This is a genomic window from Paraclostridium sp. AKS73 (assembly GCF_025671395.1).
Taxonomy (GTDB): domain Bacteria; phylum Bacillota; class Clostridia; order Peptostreptococcales; family Peptostreptococcaceae; genus Paraclostridium; species Paraclostridium benzoelyticum.
Map to the genome: position 1 here is coordinate 1 of NZ_JAIXHU010000019.1, position 20,421 is coordinate 20,421.

A 20,421-nucleotide genomic window follows, 5' to 3' on the forward strand; every position below is an offset into this window, starting at 1 on the left:
ATAATTAATTAAAGAATTAAAAAAAGATAAAAGAATAGAAAAAAATATTCAAAAAAAATGGAGAGATTATGTTATAAGTCACTACAAAACTAAAATTCCAAATGTATATGATATAGATTATGTACTTTATGGAACAACTCTTATAGGAGTTTTACTAACAGATAACGTTAAACTCTACTTGCAAATAGGAGATGGAGATATAATTGAATATGATAACGAGTTTAATTTAGTGGAATATACAAAAGCAAGTAAGGTAAAAGGGGTTTTAAATTCAATGTATTTAGATGATGCTTACAGGTATATAGATTTAAAGATAGAAAAAGTTAATAAAGCATATATTGACTCTATAATATTATTTTCAGATGGGTTTACAAATAGTTTTAAAACTTATAAAGATTTAGATGAAACTTTGAAGTATACTATAAGTCAGTATAGAAAAATGTATTTACTAAATATAATTTAAAAAAAAACATATAAAAAAATATTTAGAAAACTTATCAACTAACAATAGCAAGGATGATATAAGCATAATTTTTATATTACAAACAACATTGAAATAATATGTTGTTTTTTTGATATAAATTAGAAAATATAGTTAATACTAGATATATATGGTATAATTAATAGTAAAACATTTATATTGCTGTTAAAGGAAGGTAAGAGATTGATTATGAAAGGTTTTTTTGGAAAATAGTAGAATTTATAGATAGAAACAATAAAATAATAATAAAATCTGCATTGACTGTTTTAGGCATAATTTTGATAGGAATATTTATAATGTTTACTGCTGATAATTTTAGCGTAGGTAGTGAAAGTAATAAGCTTGTAGGATACATAGAAAAAAGAAATTACTCAGAGGCAATATCGTACTATGATAAAATTAAAGAAGAGTTTTCAGACACTAAAATGAATAGACTTAGTAAAAACTTATCTAAGAAAGTAAATAAAATACTTGTAACATATGGAGATAAATATATAAAAGGAGAGATAGGTAAGGATTACTTTATTTCACTAATAAATATAATTAATGAATTAGATACAGTTTACATAGATACCGATAGTATAATTAATCAAGCCAAAAGAGTAAATGATTTATATTTACAAGAAAAAATAAGCTACAATATAGCAATTGGATATATACAAGCAGTATCAACATTGAAAATATCTAAAAATGAAATATATGTATATGCAAAAAAAATAGATGTGATAGAAGATTCAAGAAAAATTTATAATGAAGGTTTAGAAAATCAAAATAAGAAAATGTACAAAGAAGCCATTGAAGATTTTGATAAAGTTATAACTGATGATAAGAGATACTATGAATTAGCTCAGGACAAAAAAGAAGAATGTATAAAAGAAATGTATGACTATTATGTAGAAATTGCAAAAACAGAAAATAAAAATGGAAATTATCAAAAGCTTTAGAGTATATAGATTATCTAAAGCAATATTACTTAGATGATGAGGAATTAGATAAGATGTCTTCAGAATTTGAGAAAAACTTAGAAATGTATAATATGACGAATGAGGAAGTAGTGCAGTTAATATCTAAAAAAAGCGGAATAGATATAGCGGATTTAAAAGCTAATATATTCCAACAAATGTTAAACGGAAGTAAATACTACTATGCTGAAACATTTGTAGGTAAAGATAAAATAGATGAATTTTTAATTGATCCTAGAAATAAGAATGTATATTCATATCTAGATGAACAAAAATCTTATAATAATAAATATGGAGATGGACACTGGAGAGCTACACCAAATGGAACTGTAGAATTTACTATAAGTAAAAATACAGCTCAAAGTATTTTAGAAAAAAAATTAAATGAAAAAAATGAAAAGTTTAAACACGTAACGATTGAAGATAAAGAAAAATCATTAAAATATGTAGATAATCTAGAAGTGATTAATAAATTTATTGGAAAGAAAAATGATATATATTACTATGCTGTAGTAAATAGAGGATTCTTTAAGTCTAAAGAAATTTACCTAATAAATCCATATTCAAAAGATATTTACAAAGTGGATGAAAATAGTGTAAAGAAATTTTAATAAAAGCGTGAAATCACGCTTTTATTTTTTTTGTTTGAATTTTGTAAAAAAATGTATACTTTTGACTAATTTGATTTAATATGGTATTTTAATAGTATGATATTTTTGAGAGAGGGTGATTATTATTTTAAAGTTAAATATAGAAAACGATATAAAAAATTTACATAAAAAAATAATTGATATATCGTTAATAAGTGAAGATAGTAATGATACTACTTTTTTTAACATAGATGATGAAGAAATACATGAAACTTTGAAAACGCTTAAAAAAACGTATGTAACAAGTAATAGTAAAGATGAAACTATACTAAACTTAAAACATAAGACTAAAAAACAAAAAAGAAGATACTAGAGAATTAAAGCTAGAATCTTATAAAAAGTATAATGAAGCATTAAATATGATCCAAAGAAAATTTATGACTAGTGCTATTGATATAATAGAAGAAGCATTAGAACTAAATCCTAAAGATGTAGATATTTTAAACTTAAAAGGGTTACTGAAACTTTTAAAATGCAATTTTGATGAAGCATTTGAAAGTTTTTACAAAAGTTCGTGTTATGATAATAATGAATTAGCCAAGAAGTATGTAAGTATATTAAGTTCAGAAGAATTTAATATATTTTTAAGTAGATATAATCATGCTGTAAGATTTGTAAATAATGAATTCTACCAAGAAAGTATACAAATACTTGAAAATATAAGAACGGAAGAACCTGAACTTATAGAACCTTATTTAATTTTACATTTAATATATGAAAAACTAGGGGATAATGTAAAAGCTAATGAGTATATGGATAAGTTAAGAGAAGTTGATAAGGATAACTTATTATTGAAAAGAAATTGTAAAAACTCCTAAAAAAGAAGAAGAAAAGAAAGAATCGCCTAAAAACAGAAAAGTCATATGCCATTATACACATTAATAGCTGTATTAGTATTAGCAATTGGAGCTTTATACTTAAATAATAAGAAAAAGTTAAATAACCTTAATGACCAGGTAGCTGCAAAAGAAGAAAAGTTAACTGAAACAAGTGAAAAGTTAGATAAAACAAAAGATGAATTAAAAGAAGTTAAAACTGAAACTGACAAAACAAAAGAAGATCAATCTAAATCTGAAGTTATAGTTGGAGATGAGGAAGAACTTTTCAATAAAGCTATGGATCTTAAAAAAGAAGGAAAGAATGAAGATGCTATAAAGTATTTAGAGTTAGTAGTTAAAAATGGTAAAACAAAGAAATATATATCAGAATCTATATACCAATTAGCTCAATTAAATGAAAAAACTAAAAATAATGAAGAAGCTATAAAATATTATAAAAAATATGTAAATACTTATAAGCCATCAGATAATTATTATGATGATAGTTATTATAATATGGGTATGATTTACTATAAGCAAGGAGACTTAGAAAAAGCTCAACAAACTTTCTATAGTTTAAGAGCTGAAGACCCGGACAGTATGTATAATAACTCACAAGTAGAATCAATATTAAAAGAAAGATAAGAGTGCTGTGCACTCTTTTTTTGTTTTAATAATCTATATTTACTAAAACTATGTATGATTAATGATATTTTTCTATATAGAAAAATATCTTTAGTATAAAAATCTAAATAAAATATTAAGTTGTTCGTGAAATAAGGGTATTAAATTTTATAAATTAGTTATTTATATTTGAAAATTAGTATAGGAAATTAAAAAATATAATATTAATTATTAGAGAAGTGATTAATAATAAAAAAAGGAGGTAATATATGTCACCTAAAAAATTGTTTCTTCCTATACTAAGAGATGGAAAATATGGTTTTATAGATAAAAACAACAATATAGTTATAAAGCCAAAATTTAAATATGTATCAGAACGATTTAGAGATGGTTATTGTATTGTAACTTATATCAAACGTATTGGGAAATCTGTTAGATGGGTCTTCGGTTATATGGATGAAAATGGATATAATAATATATTTTTGCATCTAGATAGTGCATCAGATTTTAGCGAAGGATTATCACGAGTTAAGATTGATGGGAAATATGGTTTTTTTGATAAAAACTTAAATCAAGTTATAGATGTAAAATTTGAAGCTGCATCAAATTTTAGTGAGGAAATGGCCTCAATAAAAATAAATAAACGATGGGGCTACATAAATAAAAAAGGAGAAGTTGTAATAGAACCTACATTTAGCTATGTTAATCAATTTAAAGAAGGTATATCTTTAGTTGAAACTAAGAATAAATATGGTTATATAGATAAGACTGGAGAGTTTATTATAAAACCTAAGTTTGATATAGCTAATGATTTCTCGCAAGGGTTGGCAGGAGTAAGGTTAAATGATAAATGGGGTTATTTAAATAAATATGGAGAACAAATAATAGACTTTAAATTTGATAGGGCTAAATCATTTAGTGAGGGGTTAGCTCCTATATGTATAAATGATAAGTGGGGATATATAAATACATCAGGTGAAATAGTTATTGAACCTATATTTGACTATGCATGTGAATTTTATGATGGTTTAGCAAGATTTAATATAGGCTCAAATGCACTTACTAGGGGTATGAGTATACCCAAAGGAGGTCTATGGGGATTTTTAAATAAAGAAGGAAAAATAAAAATACTTCCTACCTTAAAATCAGTTTCAGATTTTGAAAATGGATATGCACAGATAATTGATGGAGATAACAATAACTATATAGATAAAAATGGAGAAATTTTGATAAAATTAGGGTAAAACATACTAAAATTAAGTTTGAAAAATAAACATATAGTAGTAATATATATATGGAAGTTAAAGGGGGTAGGAAATATCCCTTTAATTTTACAAAAAAAAGAGGAGAAGATAAATGAAATTACTAAGACAACTGGCTCTAATACTAGCGATATGGGCTGTAGGAGAATACATTAGTTCATTTTTATCAAATATAATTATTATACCTGGAAGTATAATAGGAATGGTTATATTATTTGTACTCTTAAAATCTAAAATTATAAAAGTCGAATCTATAGAAGAACTTGGAAACTTCTTTTTAGATAATATGGCTATCTTTTTCGTGCCTGCAGGGGTGTCTCTTATCAATTCACTAGATTTAATTGGTTCAAATATTATAGTTTTAGCTGCTACAATAATAATTAGTACTACTTTAGTTATGGTTATAACTGCTATCGTCGTTGAAAAAATGATAGAAATAAAGAGCAAGAAAGGACAAGAAAATGTATAACGTATTACAGACACCTATATTTGGAATTGTAGTATCTATAGTATTTTACAGTATAGGAGTGTATATTCAAAAGAAAACAAAATTAGCTGTATTCAACCCTTTGCTACTAGCTATTTTAGGAATAATATTATTTTTAAAGTTAAGTCATATTTCATATGAAAGTTATAAAATAGGAGGAGATACTATAAACTTTTTCTTATCACCTGTAACTATAGTGTTAGCAATACCTCTATATAAACAATATGATTTATTAAAGAAACATTTACATGAAATTATAATAGGAATAACAACAGGTGTTTTAATTTCATTTGCAAGTATAGTAGTTATAAGCAGATTAACAAATTCTAATAAATTAATAATGGACTCATTATTAGGAAAATCTATAACTACGCCTATGGGAATTTCTTTGACTTCTACATTAGGAGGAATTGAGTCTGTAACTATTGTTGCTATAATTTTAACGGGTATAGTAGGAGCTATGATAGCAACGCCTATATTTAAATTTATAAACACTAAGCATCCAGTATCAAAAGGGATTGCATTGGGAACAGCATCACATGCTCTAGGGACTACGAAGGCTTTAGAATTAGGTGAAATTGAAGGGGCAATGAGCGGATTAGCTATAGGGATATCAGGAACAATAACGGTAATACTAATACCTATACTAATAAACTTTTTAAAATAATATTATACATTAACTGATTTTGAAGGGAGAATTATAATGAGTCAGGTCAACAACACATTAGAAGAAAATATAGCACTTAGATACCTAGTTATAATAATTGGAATAACTATTTCCTCGATAGGTATAAATGGATTTTTAAAACCAGCACACTTATTAGGTGGAGGGGTTGCTGGATTATCAGTTGCATTAAACTTTGTAACTCACATGAATATAGGGGTATTATCATTTTTAATTAACATACCTATATTCATATTAGGTTTTATTTTCTTGGAAAAAGAATTCTGCATAACAAGTTTAGTCAACATGATTTTATTTTCTTTTATATTAGGTATAACTCAAAATATAGGTCACTATATACCTGTAAATGATGTATTACTCCAAACTGTATACGGAGGTATATTAGGTGGTGTAGGATTAGGAATCGTATTTAAGGCTAAATCATCATTAGGTGGAACAGATATAATAGCAGCTATTTTAAAAGTAAAGAAAAACATTGCTATGAAAGATACTGGACTTTTTATGAACTTTTTAATAGTTTGTATTGGAGCTAGCTTATTTGGACTAGAACTAGCTATGTACACTTTAATTGCGATGTTTTTAAATGTATACTCTATGAATATAGTAAAAGATATGATGAATAATCAAAAATCAGTTATGCTAATTTCTAGTAAAAGTGAAGAAATTGCAAAATGTATAATGAAAGATCTTATAAGAGGGGTTACGTTAATAGAAGCTGAAGGCGCTTATACTCATGAGAAAAAACAAATAATATATTGTATAGTTGATTCTAATGAAATACCTAAGATTAAAGATATAGCATTAGAGCATGATAAAAAAGCATTTATATCAGTAAATGATGTAAATGAAGTTAAAGGTAGAGGATTTAAAGAAAAATATTTATAAAATATGTATAAAAAATAAAAATAAAGATAAATAGATTATGTGATGTATGGAATCATCACTTAACAATATCTAGATTTGTTTAATTCGGATTGACTATAAAATATATACATAATAGTTTCTAGAGTGTAAATTTTTATTTGTGCGTAAAAAATTTAGATCGGATTACTAGAAAAATTTAAATCAAGATTAAAAAATAAAACAAAGAGCATACAGTTTTGTGAGCTCTTTGTTTTATTTTGTTTATTTAAAAGGCTAAAATTTAGTGAAACTATAGAAAAAAAGTAGAATTTTAATATATAATAATATTAAACATGAAAAAATGTAATTTGGAAGTGGTGGGGTAGTTATATGAATGCAGAAGTAAATAATAAAGACTTAATAGAAATATATAAAAAAACTGTACATAACATAGAAAAAGAAGTTAAGCGTATAAGTTTTTTAAATAAGTTTAGATTGAAAAAATCATCGCACTGCAAACAAGAGATACTAGCATTAGAAAATGGTCAAGGTATACAAGTGCCCAATACAGATAATTCTAGTGAAAAAGCTTCCGGTAGAATACATACATTCTATAATGGAGATAGATATATAGGCAAATTAATAGATGGACAAATGACAGGAAAAGGAACATATATTTTTTTACAAAATGATGGAAGTGAACTTGAATATGTAGGTGATTTTAAAGAAGATATGAAAAATGGAAATGGAATATGTGAATTACCTAATAAGTGTTTGTATATAGGTCAATGGAAAGATGATGTAATGGAAGGCATAGGAAAAATGATTTATGCAAGTGATGATGAATATTTAGGTAATTGGAAACATGGTAAAAAAGAAGGTCATGGGATATATACATGGAAAGATAGTGGTATGTATATAGGTGAATTTAAACATGGAAAAATGGAAGGAATAGGAACTTGTTATGATTATAATGGATTTATAATATATGAAGGCGAGTTTAAGAATAATTTACCTCATGGTCAAGGTGTTTACACATGGCCAGATAATAAAAGATATGTAGGTGAATTTAAACACGGTAAAAGACATGGATTTGGAACTTTTTATATAAATGATGAAATATCTTATCAAGGAAATTGGAAGTTCGACAAGCCAAGTATTTTTAACAAAAGTTTAGATGAACTTATATCAAGTATAAAATAGACTAGCAGATTTAGAGACTAGTCTATTTTTTCGTTTAAGGAGATTATAATTAAGTGTTAGTGCATATAGCCACTAAAGTGAACTGAGTTTTGCACTTATTTTATTTGCTAAACTAAGAATATAAATATAAATAAATGTATATAATTAAAAAACGTTACAAATAGTTATTATAACGAGGAAGTGATTGTTTGAAAAAAATTTTATACTTAATGATATTTATATTGACTACATGTGTATTTATAAATAAGGCAAATATTAATTTTGATTTGAATTTTAAACAAAATGAAGAAATTAGAGATGCAAGTAAAAATGAAGATGTAAAAGCTGTTGTATCTTTAAATGACACAAATATAAAGAGATATATTGAAATTAAACTTGGAGATAATGAGGAAAGTGTAATAAGCAAAATTGGGAATCCTAGTAGAAAAGACATAAGTGAGTATGACTTTACTTGGTATGTTTACAATAATATTAAAAGCAATTTTGTTATGGTAGGAATAAAAAACCAAAAAGTAGTAGCTCTTTATAGCAATTCTATAGACTCATCAGATATGAATGGTATAAAACTCGGAGATAGTATTGACGTTACTAGAGAAAATCATAAATCAATAGAATATAAGAAAAAAGGAAACACTAAATTTATGATTGATTCTAGAGATCAATTTGATATTTTTATAGAAGATAATAAATATATTACTGTATTTTACGATTTATACAATGAAAGTAAAGTTACATCATATCAGATTATAGACAAGTACATAGAAGAAAGTTCAAAAGACATTTATCCTAAATACAGTAAAGAGTTAAAAGATAGTTTTGAAAAACAAACTATAGATCTTATAAATAGTGTTAGAGATAGAGAAAATTTAAATAGATTAAGCTTTAATTCTAAAGCTAGTGTTAGTGCTTTAAAACACAGCGAAGATATGAGGGATGAAAACTATTTTGACCATGAAAATAAAAAAGGAGAAAGTCCTTTCAATAGAATGAAAAAAGAACACATAAGATACAGTTTAGCTGGTGAAAATATAGCTGCAGGGCAAATAAATGCTATTTATGCCCATGAAGCATTAATGAACTCTATAGGGCATAGAAAAAATATTTTAGGTGACTATAAAAATATAGGAGTAGGAGTTAGTTTTGGAGGACATTATAAATTATATTATACTCAAAACTTTTTTAGTGAATAATTGACATAATGAAAGGAAGTACAAACATGAAAAATAAAAAAATTAGACTGTACTCAATAATTTTAATAGCTGCATTTTTTATGATATCCATTACTAAAGTATCATTTTGTGAAAAAATGAAGAAGTGTTCATAAAAAATGGACCTAGAGATAAAAAATATTTAGCTATAACTTTTGATGATGGACCTCATCCAAAAGAAACTGATGAAGTTTTAGATGTGTTAAAAAAACATGATGTAAAAGCTACTTTTTTATAGCTGGAAAACATGCGAATTGGTATAGCAAACCGCTTATTAGAGCCAGTAAAGAAGGGCATGAGATAGGAAATCACACTTTTAATCATCCTGATATTTCAAACTTATCAAATGATCAATTGGAAAAAGAAATTTTAAAATGTGAGGAAATAATAGTCAAAGTAACAGGTAAAAAACCGACTTTATTTAGACCCCCATATGGAAGTTTCAAAAAGGAAGAATTAGCGAAAATAGCAGAAAAACACGGATATAAAGTTGTATTATGGGATCATGTAGATGCAAAGGATTGGAAAAATCCAGGAGCAACTAATATAGCAAATGAAATAATAAATAATGTTGAAAATGGAGATATAATTTTGCTTCATGATTACGCTACAAATAACACTGTGGAAGCTTTAGATATATTTATACCTGAAATGCAAAAAAGAGGTTATAAATTTGTAACTGTGTCAGAACTTTATGAATAAAATAAATTTAATATAAAAAATTAAAAATAGATTCACTTTTTTAGAAATTTTAATACTATATAATAAGACTATTTCTAAAAAGGATGAAGTGTATGTATAATAAAGTATTTGAAAAAAAAGAATTCATAATATTTCAAGTTAAAGAAGGTTATATAGCTTATAACACCAAGAAAACATTTGAAGAAGGACATACACATTTAAAAAACTTTAACGCAGCTAAAAAGGCTATAGACTTAGTCATAAATAAAAAGATACCAAAAAGCACAAATGCATATTATCTAACTAGTTTAATCAGGTTAACTAATGATGATAAATACGTTGAAAAGATAAATGAACTTATAGAAACTAGAAGTAAAAAAGGAAAGAAAGAAAAATATTATAACGTAGGTTATAGATGGACTAAAAGGAGCTGTTAAGCTCCTTTTTTAATTTATCTAATTCTAGAAAAGTTTAAATTAATTTCTTTATTTTCATATATTATTAAAGATGATATTCCTTGTCTATCATAAGATTTCATAGTCTTTAAGGCTTCTTTTTTAGACATAGGTGAAGATATTGATTTTGTATCAGATCTTATTATAATATATTTATTCATTGCAAAGCCTCCTGATAATGTATAAATTAGTAATTATATCAATAATAGTTTTTGATTAAGCAAAATAAATATACTCAACATATTACCAATAATTTCACCAAAAACGACTATATTGACATGGATTTCTCAACAAAGATATAATTAACTTGTAAGAAAAATAAAAAAATAAAAAATAAAATAAATTTTATGAAGTTTGTTTGAGATGGAGGGGGTATTTTATGATATTAATGATAGATAATTATGATTCTTTTGTTTATAATTTAGTTCAGTTTTTAGGTGAACTAGGAGAAGAAATAATAGTAAGAAGAAATGATGAAATAACTATAAAAGATATAGAAAATCTAGATCCTGAAATTATTGTTTTATCACCAGGGCCTTGTTCTCCTAAGGAGGCAGGTATATGTGTTGATTTAGTAAAGCATTTTAAAGGAATTAAACCAATTTTAGGAATATGCTTAGGACATCAGATAATAGGACATGCATTTGGTGGAAATGTAATAAAAGCTAATCAGCCTGTCCATGGAAAAGTGCATCCGATAGAACATATAAATAAAGGTGTATTTAAAAATTTAAAAAATCCATTGAATGTGACTAGATATCATTCTCTAATAATAGATGAAAGTTCATTGCCGGATGAGTTAGAAGTTACAGCAAAGACAAAAGATGGAGAGATTATGGGAGTTAGATCTAAAAAATACCATATAGAAGGCGTTCAGTTCCATCCAGAAGCTATTTTATCTGAGCAAGGACATGATATATTAAGGAATTTTATAAATCAATTTAGAGGAAATGAGGAGGTCAAATAGATGTTAAAAGAAATTTATACAGATCTAGGTGCATTTGAAATATATACTTTATTTAAAGATGAAAAAGATAGTTTTATATTAGATAGTGGTATGGATGAAAAAATTGGGAAGATACTCATTTATAAGTTCAAGACCATTTGATTGTATAAAGTTAAAAAATTGTGAAGATAATCCGTTAGATAAACTAAAAGAAAAATTAGATAGATATAAAGTAGAAAATAATACTGAAATTCCGTTTATAGGAGGAGCAGTAGGATACTTATCTTATGATATAGGAAATTACATAGAGAAATTGCCAAGAACAGCTATAGATGATACAAATGTATATGATTTATATTTTGGTTTTTACAATTTTGTAATAGTTGTAGACCACTTAGTGAATAAGACCTTTATAGCAACTCCTGGTATTGATGAACAAGTTGAGCTGGATATATTAAAAGATATAGAAATGAAGATTTTAAATGCTGATAAAAAAGATTTAAAATTTGAGATAAATGAATACACAGATAAAGTTAAATTAAACTCTAATTTCAAAAAAAGCGAGTATATAAATGCAATAGAAAAAGTCAGAGACTATATAAAACAAGGTGATATATACCAAGCAAATCTGACTCAGCGATTTTCTGGAAAAACTAATTTATCGAGTTATCAATTATATAAGAGATTACGTGATGTAAGTAAAGCTCCATTTGCTGCTTTTTTAAATTTCGAAAACTATCAAGTTTTATCAAATTCACCAGAAAGATTTATTAAATGTATAGATAATACAATAGAGGCAAGACCTATAAAAGGGACTAGACCTAGAGGAAAAACAGTAGAAGAAGATATTAGACTTCAAGAAGAATTAAGAAATAGTGAAAAAGACAAGTCTGAACTACTTATGATAGTAGACTTAGAAAGAAACGACTTAGGAAAAATATCTGAAATAGGAAGCGTTAAGGTTCCAGAGTTATTTGTTATAGAACCTTATGCAAATGTTAGTCATTTAGTATCTACGGTAACTGGAAAACTTAAAGATTCTTTAAGTAGTACAGATGTAATAAAAGCAACATTTCCTGGAGGATCAATAACAGGGGCCCCTAAAATAAGAGCTATGGAAATAATAGATGAATTAGAACCTACTCAGAGAAACGTATATACAGGTTCAGTTGGATACATAGGGTTTAATGGAGATATGGATTTTAATATTGCGATAAGAACTTTGATAAAAAAAGATGAAAATATATTTTTCCAAGTTGGTGGAGGAATAACATGGGACTCTAATCCAGAAGAAGAATATCAAGAAACATTAGATAAAGCTAAATCTATAATGAAGGCAGTTAGAGGATATTATGAAGAATAGTGTGTCAGTTAATAGCCAATTAACTAAATTTGGGATTGGAGTATTTGAAACAATAAAAATCAAAGATGGACATCCTATGTTTTTAAGTTTGCACCTAGATAGAATATTTAAATCTATAAACGATTTAGACTTAGATATAAAGGAAAGTAGAAGTTTTATAGAAACAAAAATAATAGAATATATAAAATGTGAAAAAATAAACAATAAAGCTCTTAGATTAACTATGTTTGATGAAGGGTACAACCTATCAACTAGAGATATTAATTATAATAAGGATATGTATAATAAGGGATTTAATCTATGTATATCACCTATAACAAGAGGAGATAGCATAATATATAGGCATAAAACTACTAATTATTTTGAAAACATATATAGTAAAAAGTTTGCGGTTAATAATGGGTGTGATGATGCTATTTTTACAGATTATGGTGGCAGAATTTTAGAGTGTTCTATGAGTAATATATTTTTTATAAAAGAAGATAAAATATATACTCCACATGAAAGGCTACCTATCTTAAATGGAACTATGAAAAGAAGGATTATGGAGTTATGTGTAGAACTAAAAATTAATATAGAAGAATGTGATATAAAAATAACGGATATAGAAAAATTTGAGTTTTGTTTTTTAAGTAATAGTTTAATGGGAGCTATGAAAGTAAGTCAAATAAATAAAATAAAATTCGAATGTTTTAATAATACTTTTGAAAGATTATGGAGCAAAATTAATGATTAAAAACTTTATCAAAGCCTATGAGCAAAAAATAAAAAATATTAAAGAGGATGAAAATACAATTGCTATATTTTTAGTAGGATCAAGTAAAGATATATATAATAAAAAAAATATTGAAAATATAACGGATATAGATCTTTTTATAGTTTGTGAACAAAATGAAGATCAAATTAGAGAACAAGAACAATTAAATGGTATAGAATTGGATATTAATAAATTTTCTAAAAGATATACTAACTTTATGCTGGAGAAAAAAGAATACTTTTTTATAAATGAAATGAAAGATGCAAAAGTTGTATATGATAAAAAAAATATATCTGATAAACTAATTTACTTATCTAAAGAAAAATATGATGAAGGGCCTAAAAAATTATCTAATGAAGAATTACTTGTAATGGAAAACACTATACTAGAGAATATATCTAGGCTAGAGAAAAAGATGATTTTGAAAATTATGAATATGAGTTTTTGACTAATATATATCTAAAAGATATAATAAAGGGATACTTTATTAGAAGTGGCAAATGGATGCCTAAGGATAAAAAAATATTTAAATATTTAAGTGAAAATGAAAAAAAATTATTTGAATTGTCAAAAAAACGTGTATAAAGACTATAACTATAACAATCTTAAAAAAGTATATGAATATGTATTTAAAAAAGATTAGATGTGAAAAATAATTACTAATTTTAAGGGGGGCAATTATATGCATAATGTAGATAAGAAAAAATAGAAAATGCTGTAAGAGATATTTTAGAAGCAATAGGTGAAGATCCAAATAGAGAAGGATTACTAGATACTCCAAGCAGGGTTGCGAAAATGTATGAAGAGATATTTTCAGGAATACATAAAGACCCTAGAGATCATTTGAAAATACTTTTCCAATCTGAAGAACATGAAGAATTAGTTTTAGTTAAAGATATACCTTTTTATTCTTGTTGTGAACATCACTTGGTTCCGTTTTTTGGCAAAGCTCACGTTGCTTACCTACCTAAAGATGGAAGATTAACAGGACTTTCTAAATTAGCTAGAGTAATTGAAGATTTAGCGAAAAGACCTCAACTTCAAGAAAGAATAACTAAAGACACTGCAGACATTATAATGAAAGAATTAAAACCATATGGAGTTATAGTTGTGGTTGAAGCTGAACATATGTGTATGACTATGAGAGGCGTAAAAACCAGGATCTAAAACTATAACATCGGCAGTAAGAGGTATATTTGAAAAGAACATAGCTGCAAGAGCAGAAGCTATGAGCTTAATTAACATGAGATAGGAGCGGTTAGATGTTTGAATATGGCAAAAAAACTTATATAATGGGAATTTTAAATGTTACTCCAGATAGCTTTTCAGATGGAGGAAGTTATACAAGTATAGAAAAAGCTTTAAATCATGCCAAAGAAATGATAGATAGTGGAGCAGATATAATAGATTTAGGTGGAGAATCAACTAGACCAGGACACCAAATAGTAGATGCTGAAGAAGAATTGAGAAGAGTTTTACCAGTTGTTAAAGAATTAAAAAAACAGCTAAATGTTAAAGTTTCTGTAGATACATATAAAGCTATTGTAGCAAAAGAAACTTTAAAGTTAGGTGCTGATATGATAAATGATGTTTGGGGGCTTAGAAAAGATCCAAATATGGCAAGTGTTATAGCAAAACATGATGCGCATGTATGTATAATGCATAATCAAGATGGAACAGATTATGATAAAGATATAATGGAATCTATCAAGGAATTTTTAATAGAAAGTATAAAAATAGCTAAAAGTGCTGGAATAGATGATAGAAAAATTGTGCTAGACCCAGGTATAGGATTTGGAAAAACATTAGAACAAAATATAGAGGTTATGGCAAGGCTAGATGAATTAAAAGATCTAGGATATCCAATTCTTCTAGGTACATCAAGAAAGTCTATGATAGGAAAAATTTTAGATTTAGAACCTAAAGATAGAGTGGAAGGAACTATAGCAACTACCGTATTAGGAATTAAATCTGGAGTAGATATTGTTAGAGTACATGATGTATTAGAAAATATAAGAGCGATAAAAGTGGCAGATGCTATATGCAGAAGGTAGGTATAAAATGGATAAAATATTATTAAACAATATGGGGTTTTATGGCTATCATGGAGTTTTTAAAGAAGAAAGTGTATTAGGACAAAAGTTTTTTATAGATATGGAGTTATATATAGATACAAAAGAAGCAGGCTTAACCGATCAAATGGAAAAGTCTGTAAGCTATGGCGATGTATATGAGTTAGTAAAAAAATAGTAGAGAATAAAAGATTTAACTTACTAGAAGCCTTAGCTGAGAACATATCTAAAGAGGTTTTAGGTGAGTTTGGATTAATTCAAGAGGTTATGGTTCGAGTGAAAAAACCAGAAGCTCCTGTTCCGGGTATTTATGATTACTTTGGAGTTGAGATAAGGAGAAGTAGAGATGAGTAAGTCTTATTTAGGTTTAGGAACTAATATAGGAGATAGAATAAGATATATAAATGAAGCTTTAAAAATTTTAAATTCTAATCCAAATATAAATATAACTAAAAAGTCAAAGCTTTATGAAACAAAAGCTTGGGGGTATAAAGAGCAAGCAGATTTTTGAATATGTGTATTGAAATAGAGACAAGCTTAAATCCGTATGAACTTTTAAATGCTTGTCAGGGTGTAGAGAAAGATTTAAACAGAGAAAGAAAAATCAGATGGGGGCCAAGAACAATAGATATTGATATATTATTTTTTAATGATATAATTTTACAAGAAGAAAATTTAGAAATTCCTCATCCAAGAATAAAGGAAAGAGCATTTGTATTGATACCACTTATAGATTTAATGATAAACTAAAAATAGATAATATAAGTATAAATGAGTACCTAAAATCTTTGACGACTGAGGAAAGAGAAGAAGTAAAGGAGTTTATAGGTAATGAAAAATCTATTTAGTAATGATTTAAATATAAATATAACTGAGAAATTAGAAATACCAAATGATAAAATTATAATGGCAGGGCCTTGTGCTATAGAAAGTTATGAACAACTTTTAGAAACTGCAAAGTTTATAAAATCAAATGGAGCAAATATGTTACGAGGTGGAGCTTTTAAACCAAGAACATCTCCAAAATCTTTCCAAGGTTTAAAAGAAGAAGGACTAGAAATTTTAAAAGCTGTAAAGAAAGAAACTAACTTACCAGTTATAACTGAGCTTATGGATGCTAGAGACTTAGACAAGTTATATGAAGTAGCAGATGTAATTCAGATAGGGTCTAGAAATATGCAAAACTTTACTCTTTTAAGTGAAGTAGGGAAACAAGATAAACCTGTAATGTTAAAAAGAGGCATAAGCTCTACAATAACAGAATGGATAGGGGCAGCTGAATATATTGCAATAGGTGGAAACAATAAAATCATAATGTGTGAAAGAGGAATAAGAACATATAATGATTATACTAGAAACACATTAGATATAGCAGCAGTACCTATAATAAAAAAAGAAACAAATCTTCCTGTTATAGTAGATCCTAGCCATGCAACTGGAGTTAGATATTTAGTTAAACCAATGTCTATAGCTTCATTAGCAGCAGGAGCAGATGGTATAATGGTTGAAGTTCACCCTAACCCAGGTGAAGCTTTATCAGATGGGGCACAATCTCTTCATTTTGAAGAGTTTAAAGATTTAATGGAAAGTATAAAAAAATTATAAAAAATTAAGAGGCTTGAAGCCTCTTTTATTTTTGTTTCTTTAAATAAATTTATAAAAATTAAAAAGATAGTATTTAATTTATGTTAATTATACAAAATAGTAAAGTGGTATTTAGATTTACTAATCAATATATTAAATTGAAAAATAAAATTAGATAAAAAAGAAGGAATTGAATAAAAAAAGTCGAATTATGTATAATGAATATTTGACAAATTTCTAATATGTTGTAAAATAGTAATGTTAAAAAAATTACACCAGAAGGTGATAATATGAATGATATAAAAGATATAATAGAAGAAATTAAATCTAGATCTGATATAGTAAAGGTAATATCAGATTACATTAAAGTACAGCAATCGGGAATAAACTACAAAGGATTATGCCCATTTCATGGGGAAAAAACACCTTCATTTTATATAAATACATCAAAACAAATATATAAATGTTTTGGATGTGGAGAAGGTGGAGATGTAATAAACTTCATTATGAAGATAGAAAATCTTGAATTTATGGATGCCGTCAAATTATTAGCCAAAGATTGTGGAATAGAAATAAACACAAATATGGATGAGCAATCTAAAATTAGGATGGAAAAGGTTAAGAAGATTCAAGACATAAACACAGAAGCTGCCAGATATTATTTTTCAAATTTAATTAAAGAGAAAAATTATGGGTATGAATATTTAAGAAGAAGAGGTCTTGATGATAAAATCATAAAGAAGTTTGGTTTAGGATATGCACCTAAGGCATGGACTAATCTTATGGAATATTTAATTAGTAAAGGCTATGATAAAGAAACACTTGTTGGATGTGGGCTCGTTACATATAAAAAAGATGGAAACAAATATTATGACAGGTTTATAAACAGAGTTATATTTCCAATATTTGACTATAGAGGAAATGTTATAGGTTTTGGAGGAAGAGTTCTTGATGATTCACTTCCTAAATATTTAAATTCACCAGACACACTAGCATTTAACAAAAAGTATAATTTATATGGTCTTAACTTTGCTAGAAAAAATATAACTGATAGAACTGTAATTCTAGTAGAAGGATATATGGACTTGATTTCATTGTATCAATATGGAATAAGAAATGTGTGTGCTACACTTGGAACAGCCCTTACGATAGACCAAGGGAATTTATTAAAAAGATATGTAGATACAGTTGTAATTTCTTATGACTCAGACGATGCAGGGGTTAAGGCCACGCTAAGAGCTACAGATATATTAACTAGCGTAGGTATAAATGTTAAAGTTTTAGATTTAAAAGATGTAAAAGATCCAGATGAGTTTATAAGAAAATATGGTCTTGAAGGATACCAACAATCCGTAGCAGATGCTGTTCACTATATTAGATATAAAATAGTTAAATGTAAAGAAAATTATGATTTATCTAAGGATGAACAAAGACTAAAGTTTACTAAAGAATCTACAAAGATAATAAAAGCTTTAAAAAGTCCTGTTGATATAGATTATTATATAAACTTTTTAAGCTCAGAAAGTAAAATAAGTGTAGAATCTTTAAAAAAGAAGTCTATGGAAAGAGTTATAAATCTAATTATAATCAAAAGCTTAAAAATGATAGACATGTTCAAATAGATAAAAATGCATATAAAAGACCAACTATAATAAATAATGGAAATGAAATTATAGAAAAAACATTAATTAGATTGCTTTTAGAAGAAAAAGAAATAAGAACATTATTAATTTTAAAATTAGATGAAAATGATTTTACATTAAATGAAAATAAAGAAATTTTAAAATTTATAATTAAAAATGAAGAAATGGATAAAATAACTATTGACAAATTAAAAAGTTTAAACTTACCCGAAGATTATCTTTTGAATTTGTATAGTATGAAGATAGAAAACATTAATGTTAATGACAAAAAGAGTATAGAAGAGATAGTTAAACAAATAAAAAGAAATAAGCTTCAAAATGATATAGATAATTTATTGAAGAAGCAAAAAGAATTAGAAAATGGAAAGTCTAATGATAATTCAAATGCGAAAGAGGTAGATGTACAAGTTATGGAAATTGCTATAAAGATAGTTGAACTAAGAAAAACATTACAAAATATATAAAGGAAGGGAGGCTGAAGTATGGAAACTAAAACACCAAAAAAGAATCAAAAGAGATAACAGCAAAATCACTTATAGAAAAAGGTAAAAACAAGGAAGTCTTACACTTATGGAAATAATGGAAGCTTTCTCTGAAACAGAATTAGACAAAGATCAAGTTGAAAACTTATATGAAACACTTGGAAACTTAGGGATTGAAGTAATTCAAAAGAAAGAAGAAAAAGCTGATGCAGATATAGAGTTTACTTCAGAAGATATGGATATATCAAACATGGATATAGATGATAGCATTGATGAGGATATATCTAAAGAAGAAAACACTATGGAAATTGAACAAATAGATTTAACTCTTCCAAAAGGGATAAGTATAGATGACCCGGTTAGAATGTATTTAAAAGAAATTGGGAAAATACCTTTACTTAAGCCTCATGAAGAAGCTGAACTTGCAAGGAGAATGCATGAAGGTGATGAAATAGCTAAACAAAGATTAGTTGAAGCCAACTTAAGACTTGTTGTAAGTATAGCAAAGAGATATGTGGGAAGAGGAATGTTATTTTTAGATTTAATACAAGAAGGAAATTTAGGTCTTATAAAAGCTGTTGAAAAGTTTGACTATACAAAAGGATTTAAATTTAGTACTTATGCTACATGGTGGATAAGACAAGCTATAACTCGTGCAATAGCAGACCAAGCTAGAACTATAAGAATACCTGTTCATATGGTTGAAACTATAAATAAATTAATAAGAGTTTCTAGACAATTATTACAGGAATTAGGTAGAGATCCAAAACCTGAAGAAATTGCAAAAGAAATGGATATGACAGAAGATAAGGTTAGAGAAATTATGAAAATTGCTCAAGATCCAGTATCTTTAGAAACTCCTATAGGTGAAGAAGAGGATAGTCATTTAGGAGACTTTATACCAGATGACGATGCTCCAGCTCCAGCAGAAGCTGCAGCATATTCTTTATTAAAAGAGCAAATAGAAGAAGTTTTAGGTTCGTTAAATGAAAGAGAGCAAAAAGTTTTAAAATTAAGATTTGGATTAGAAGATGGACGTGCTAGAACTCTTGAAGAAGTAGGTAAAGAGTTTGATGTAACAAGAGAAAGAATAAGACAAATAGAAGCTAAAGCTTTAAGAAAATTAAGACATCCAAGTAGATCTAAAAAACTTAGAGATTACTTAGATTAATAAAAAATTCGTCTATGATAGGCGAATTTTTATGTATACAAAAG

At 26.6% G+C, this 20,421-nt stretch carries 25 protein-coding genes and 3 pseudogenes; 27 read left to right on the forward strand and 1 reads right to left on the reverse strand.

The features are described 5' to 3' along the window. Positions 1–34 precede the first annotated feature (34 nt). The 14 genes and pseudogenes from LEQ07_RS11235 (at position 35) to LEQ07_RS11300 (ending at position 10,341) form a co-directional block, all read left to right on the forward strand. Positions 35–463 carry a protein phosphatase 2C domain-containing protein gene (locus LEQ07_RS11235; protein ID WP_332843135.1) on the forward strand — a complete coding sequence of 143 codons (429 nt, stop codon included), beginning with the start codon at positions 35–37 and terminating at the stop codon, positions 461–463. Between the two features lie 314 nt (positions 464–777). Further along, complete coding sequence (locus LEQ07_RS11240; RefSeq protein ID WP_263330720.1) at positions 778–1,425, forward strand: hypothetical protein; 648 nt, start codon at positions 778–780, stop codon at positions 1,423–1,425. Between the two features lie 53 nt (positions 1,426–1,478). Beyond that, on the forward strand, positions 1,479–2,054 hold the full coding sequence (locus LEQ07_RS11245; RefSeq protein WP_263330721.1) for a hypothetical protein: 576 nt from the start codon (positions 1,479–1,481) through the stop codon (positions 2,052–2,054). A gap of 115 nt (positions 2,055–2,169) precedes the next feature. Beyond that, positions 2,170–2,406, forward strand: coding sequence for a hypothetical protein (locus tag LEQ07_RS11250; RefSeq protein ID WP_263330722.1), 237 nt, complete (start codon positions 2,170–2,172; stop codon positions 2,404–2,406). Positions 2,407–2,452: 46 nt separating this feature from the next. After that, a complete protein-coding gene (locus LEQ07_RS11255) occupies positions 2,453–2,911 on the forward strand; it encodes a tetratricopeptide repeat protein (RefSeq protein WP_263330723.1) in 459 nt (152 codons plus the stop codon). Positions 2,912–2,956: 45 nt separating this feature from the next. After that, positions 2,957–3,556, forward strand: coding sequence for a tetratricopeptide repeat protein (locus tag LEQ07_RS11260; protein ID WP_263330725.1), 600 nt, complete (start codon positions 2,957–2,959; stop codon positions 3,554–3,556). A 248-nt stretch (positions 3,557–3,804) separates the two neighbouring features. Further along, on the forward strand, positions 3,805–4,779 hold the full coding sequence (locus LEQ07_RS11265) for a WG repeat-containing protein (RefSeq protein ID WP_052951924.1): 975 nt from the start codon (positions 3,805–3,807) through the stop codon (positions 4,777–4,779). Between the two features lie 112 nt (positions 4,780–4,891). Further along, positions 4,892–5,266 (forward strand): CidA/LrgA family protein, encoded by a 375-nt coding sequence (locus tag LEQ07_RS11270; protein ID WP_263330726.1) that lies wholly within the window; start codon positions 4,892–4,894, stop codon positions 5,264–5,266. Further along, positions 5,259–5,951 (forward strand): LrgB family protein, encoded by a 693-nt coding sequence (locus LEQ07_RS11275; protein WP_046821496.1) that lies wholly within the window; start codon positions 5,259–5,261, stop codon positions 5,949–5,951. Before LEQ07_RS11270 ends, LEQ07_RS11275 begins: the two co-directional genes overlap by 8 nt. Positions 5,952–5,987: 36 nt before the next feature. Then, the gene (locus tag LEQ07_RS11280; protein ID WP_046821497.1) at positions 5,988–6,854 is read left to right on the forward strand and encodes a YitT family protein; all 867 of its coding nucleotides are present in this window, start codon (positions 5,988–5,990) and stop codon (positions 6,852–6,854) included. A 348-nt stretch (positions 6,855–7,202) separates the two neighbouring features. Then, positions 7,203–8,015, forward strand: coding sequence for an MORN repeat-containing protein (locus LEQ07_RS11285; protein ID WP_263330727.1), 813 nt, complete (start codon positions 7,203–7,205; stop codon positions 8,013–8,015). Between the two features lie 188 nt (positions 8,016–8,203). After that, positions 8,204–9,205 carry a CAP-associated domain-containing protein gene (locus LEQ07_RS11290; protein WP_263330728.1) on the forward strand — a complete coding sequence of 334 codons (1,002 nt, stop codon included), beginning with the start codon at positions 8,204–8,206 and terminating at the stop codon, positions 9,203–9,205. A gap of 124 nt (positions 9,206–9,329) precedes the next feature. Then, positions 9,330–9,925: pseudogene (locus LEQ07_RS11295) on the forward strand (polysaccharide deacetylase family protein). 92 nt (positions 9,926–10,017) lie between these two features. Then, on the forward strand, positions 10,018–10,341 hold the full coding sequence (locus tag LEQ07_RS11300) for a hypothetical protein (RefSeq protein WP_046821501.1): 324 nt from the start codon (positions 10,018–10,020) through the stop codon (positions 10,339–10,341). Between the two features lie 14 nt (positions 10,342–10,355). Here LEQ07_RS11300 and LEQ07_RS11305 read toward each other — a convergent pair whose 3' ends face one another. Continuing rightward, positions 10,356–10,520: a hypothetical protein gene (locus LEQ07_RS11305; RefSeq protein WP_161794359.1), complete on the reverse strand. Its 165-nt coding sequence runs from the start codon at positions 10,518–10,520 to the stop codon at positions 10,356–10,358. 218 nt (positions 10,521–10,738) lie between these two features. On the opposite strand from LEQ07_RS11305, the gene LEQ07_RS11310 reads away from it, so the two are divergent. From LEQ07_RS11310 to rpoD, 13 genes and pseudogenes are all read left to right on the forward strand, one after another. After that, positions 10,739–11,326, forward strand: coding sequence for an anthranilate synthase component II (locus LEQ07_RS11310; protein WP_046821502.1), 588 nt, complete (start codon positions 10,739–10,741; stop codon positions 11,324–11,326). Continuing rightward, a complete protein-coding gene (locus LEQ07_RS21475; protein WP_332843126.1) occupies positions 11,327–11,467 on the forward strand; it encodes a hypothetical protein in 141 nt (46 codons plus the stop codon). It abuts the gene before it with no gap. Continuing rightward, positions 11,421–12,668 (forward strand): aminodeoxychorismate synthase component I, encoded by a 1,248-nt coding sequence (gene pabB / locus LEQ07_RS11315; protein WP_332843127.1) that lies wholly within the window; start codon positions 11,421–11,423, stop codon positions 12,666–12,668. The genes LEQ07_RS21475 and pabB overlap by 47 nt, the downstream gene beginning before the upstream one ends. Then, positions 12,658–13,404, forward strand: a complete 747-nt coding sequence (locus tag LEQ07_RS11320; RefSeq protein ID WP_263330729.1) for an aminotransferase class IV — start codon at positions 12,658–12,660, stop codon at positions 13,402–13,404. The genes pabB and LEQ07_RS11320 overlap by 11 nt, the downstream gene beginning before the upstream one ends. Beyond that, positions 13,397–13,873 carry a hypothetical protein gene (locus LEQ07_RS11325; RefSeq protein ID WP_263330730.1) on the forward strand — a complete coding sequence of 159 codons (477 nt, stop codon included), beginning with the start codon at positions 13,397–13,399 and terminating at the stop codon, positions 13,871–13,873. Before LEQ07_RS11320 ends, LEQ07_RS11325 begins: the two co-directional genes overlap by 8 nt. A 290-nt stretch (positions 13,874–14,163) precedes the next feature. Then, positions 14,164–14,592 carry a GTP cyclohydrolase I FolE gene (folE, locus tag LEQ07_RS11330; protein ID WP_332843136.1) on the forward strand — a complete coding sequence of 143 codons (429 nt, stop codon included), beginning with the start codon at positions 14,164–14,166 and terminating at the stop codon, positions 14,590–14,592. A gap of 95 nt (positions 14,593–14,687) precedes the next feature. Next, positions 14,688–15,479, forward strand: coding sequence for a dihydropteroate synthase (gene folP / locus LEQ07_RS11335; RefSeq protein ID WP_046821507.1), 792 nt, complete (start codon positions 14,688–14,690; stop codon positions 15,477–15,479). 7 nt (positions 15,480–15,486) lie between these two features. Further along, positions 15,487–15,851, forward strand: a pseudogene (gene folB, locus LEQ07_RS22595) (dihydroneopterin aldolase). Continuing rightward, positions 15,844–16,247 (forward strand): annotated as a pseudogene (gene folK, locus LEQ07_RS11345) (2-amino-4-hydroxy-6-hydroxymethyldihydropteridine diphosphokinase). The pseudogenes folB and folK overlap by 8 nt, the downstream one beginning before the upstream one ends. A gap of 81 nt (positions 16,248–16,328) precedes the next feature. Beyond that, positions 16,329–17,102 carry a 3-deoxy-7-phosphoheptulonate synthase gene (gene aroF / locus LEQ07_RS11350; RefSeq protein WP_263330731.1) on the forward strand — a complete coding sequence of 258 codons (774 nt, stop codon included), beginning with the start codon at positions 16,329–16,331 and terminating at the stop codon, positions 17,100–17,102. A gap of 269 nt (positions 17,103–17,371) precedes the next feature. After that, positions 17,372–18,703, forward strand: coding sequence for a DNA primase (gene dnaG, locus LEQ07_RS11355; RefSeq protein WP_263330732.1), 1,332 nt, complete (start codon positions 17,372–17,374; stop codon positions 18,701–18,703). Positions 18,704–18,774: 71 nt separating this feature from the next. Continuing rightward, positions 18,775–19,188, forward strand: coding sequence for a hypothetical protein (locus tag LEQ07_RS11360; protein ID WP_263330733.1), 414 nt, complete (start codon positions 18,775–18,777; stop codon positions 19,186–19,188). 106 nt (positions 19,189–19,294) lie between these two features. Next, a complete protein-coding gene (gene rpoD / locus LEQ07_RS11365; protein ID WP_442952423.1) occupies positions 19,295–20,377 on the forward strand; it encodes an RNA polymerase sigma factor RpoD in 1,083 nt (360 codons plus the stop codon). Positions 20,378–20,421 lie beyond the last annotated feature (44 nt).

Bases quoted from the DNA above. Each gene is read 5' to 3' on its own strand.
- dnaG (WP_263330732.1), top strand. From the start codon at position 17,372: ATGAATGATATAAAAGATATAATAGAAGAAATTAAATCTAGATCTGAT.
- aroF (WP_263330731.1), top strand. From the start codon at position 16,329: ATGAAAAATCTATTTAGTAATGATTTAAATATAAATATAACTGAGAAA.
- LEQ07_RS11310 (WP_046821502.1), top strand. From the start codon at position 10,739: ATGATATTAATGATAGATAATTATGATTCTTTTGTTTATAATTTAGTT.
- LEQ07_RS11240 (WP_263330720.1), top strand. From the start codon at position 778: ATGTTTACTGCTGATAATTTTAGCGTAGGTAGTGAAAGTAATAAGCTT.
- LEQ07_RS11255 (WP_263330723.1), top strand. From the start codon at position 2,453: ATGATCCAAAGAAAATTTATGACTAGTGCTATTGATATAATAGAAGAA.
- LEQ07_RS11300 (WP_046821501.1), top strand. From the start codon at position 10,018: ATGTATAATAAAGTATTTGAAAAAAAAGAATTCATAATATTTCAAGTT.
- LEQ07_RS11245 (WP_263330721.1), top strand. From the start codon at position 1,479: ATGTCTTCAGAATTTGAGAAAAACTTAGAAATGTATAATATGACGAAT.
- pabB (WP_332843127.1), top strand. From the start codon at position 11,421: ATGAAAAAATTGGGAAGATACTCATTTATAAGTTCAAGACCATTTGAT.
- rpoD (WP_442952423.1), top strand. From the start codon at position 19,295: ATGGAAATAATGGAAGCTTTCTCTGAAACAGAATTAGACAAAGATCAA.
- LEQ07_RS11285 (WP_263330727.1), top strand. From the start codon at position 7,203: ATGAATGCAGAAGTAAATAATAAAGACTTAATAGAAATATATAAAAAA.
- LEQ07_RS11320 (WP_263330729.1), top strand. From the start codon at position 12,658: ATGAAGAATAGTGTGTCAGTTAATAGCCAATTAACTAAATTTGGGATT.
- LEQ07_RS11305 (WP_161794359.1), bottom strand. From the start codon at position 10,520: ATGAATAAATATATTATAATAAGATCTGATACAAAATCAATATCTTCA.
- LEQ07_RS11325 (WP_263330730.1), top strand. From the start codon at position 13,397: ATGATTAAAAACTTTATCAAAGCCTATGAGCAAAAAATAAAAAATATT.
- LEQ07_RS11260 (WP_263330725.1), top strand. From the start codon at position 2,957: ATGCCATTATACACATTAATAGCTGTATTAGTATTAGCAATTGGAGCT.
- LEQ07_RS21475 (WP_332843126.1), top strand. From the start codon at position 11,327: ATGTTAAAAGAAATTTATACAGATCTAGGTGCATTTGAAATATATACT.
- folP (WP_046821507.1), top strand. From the start codon at position 14,688: ATGTTTGAATATGGCAAAAAAACTTATATAATGGGAATTTTAAATGTT.
- LEQ07_RS11280 (WP_046821497.1), top strand. From the start codon at position 5,988: ATGAGTCAGGTCAACAACACATTAGAAGAAAATATAGCACTTAGATAC.
- LEQ07_RS11270 (WP_263330726.1), top strand. From the start codon at position 4,892: ATGAAATTACTAAGACAACTGGCTCTAATACTAGCGATATGGGCTGTA.
- LEQ07_RS11265 (WP_052951924.1), top strand. From the start codon at position 3,805: ATGTCACCTAAAAAATTGTTTCTTCCTATACTAAGAGATGGAAAATAT.
- LEQ07_RS11275 (WP_046821496.1), top strand. From the start codon at position 5,259: ATGTATAACGTATTACAGACACCTATATTTGGAATTGTAGTATCTATA.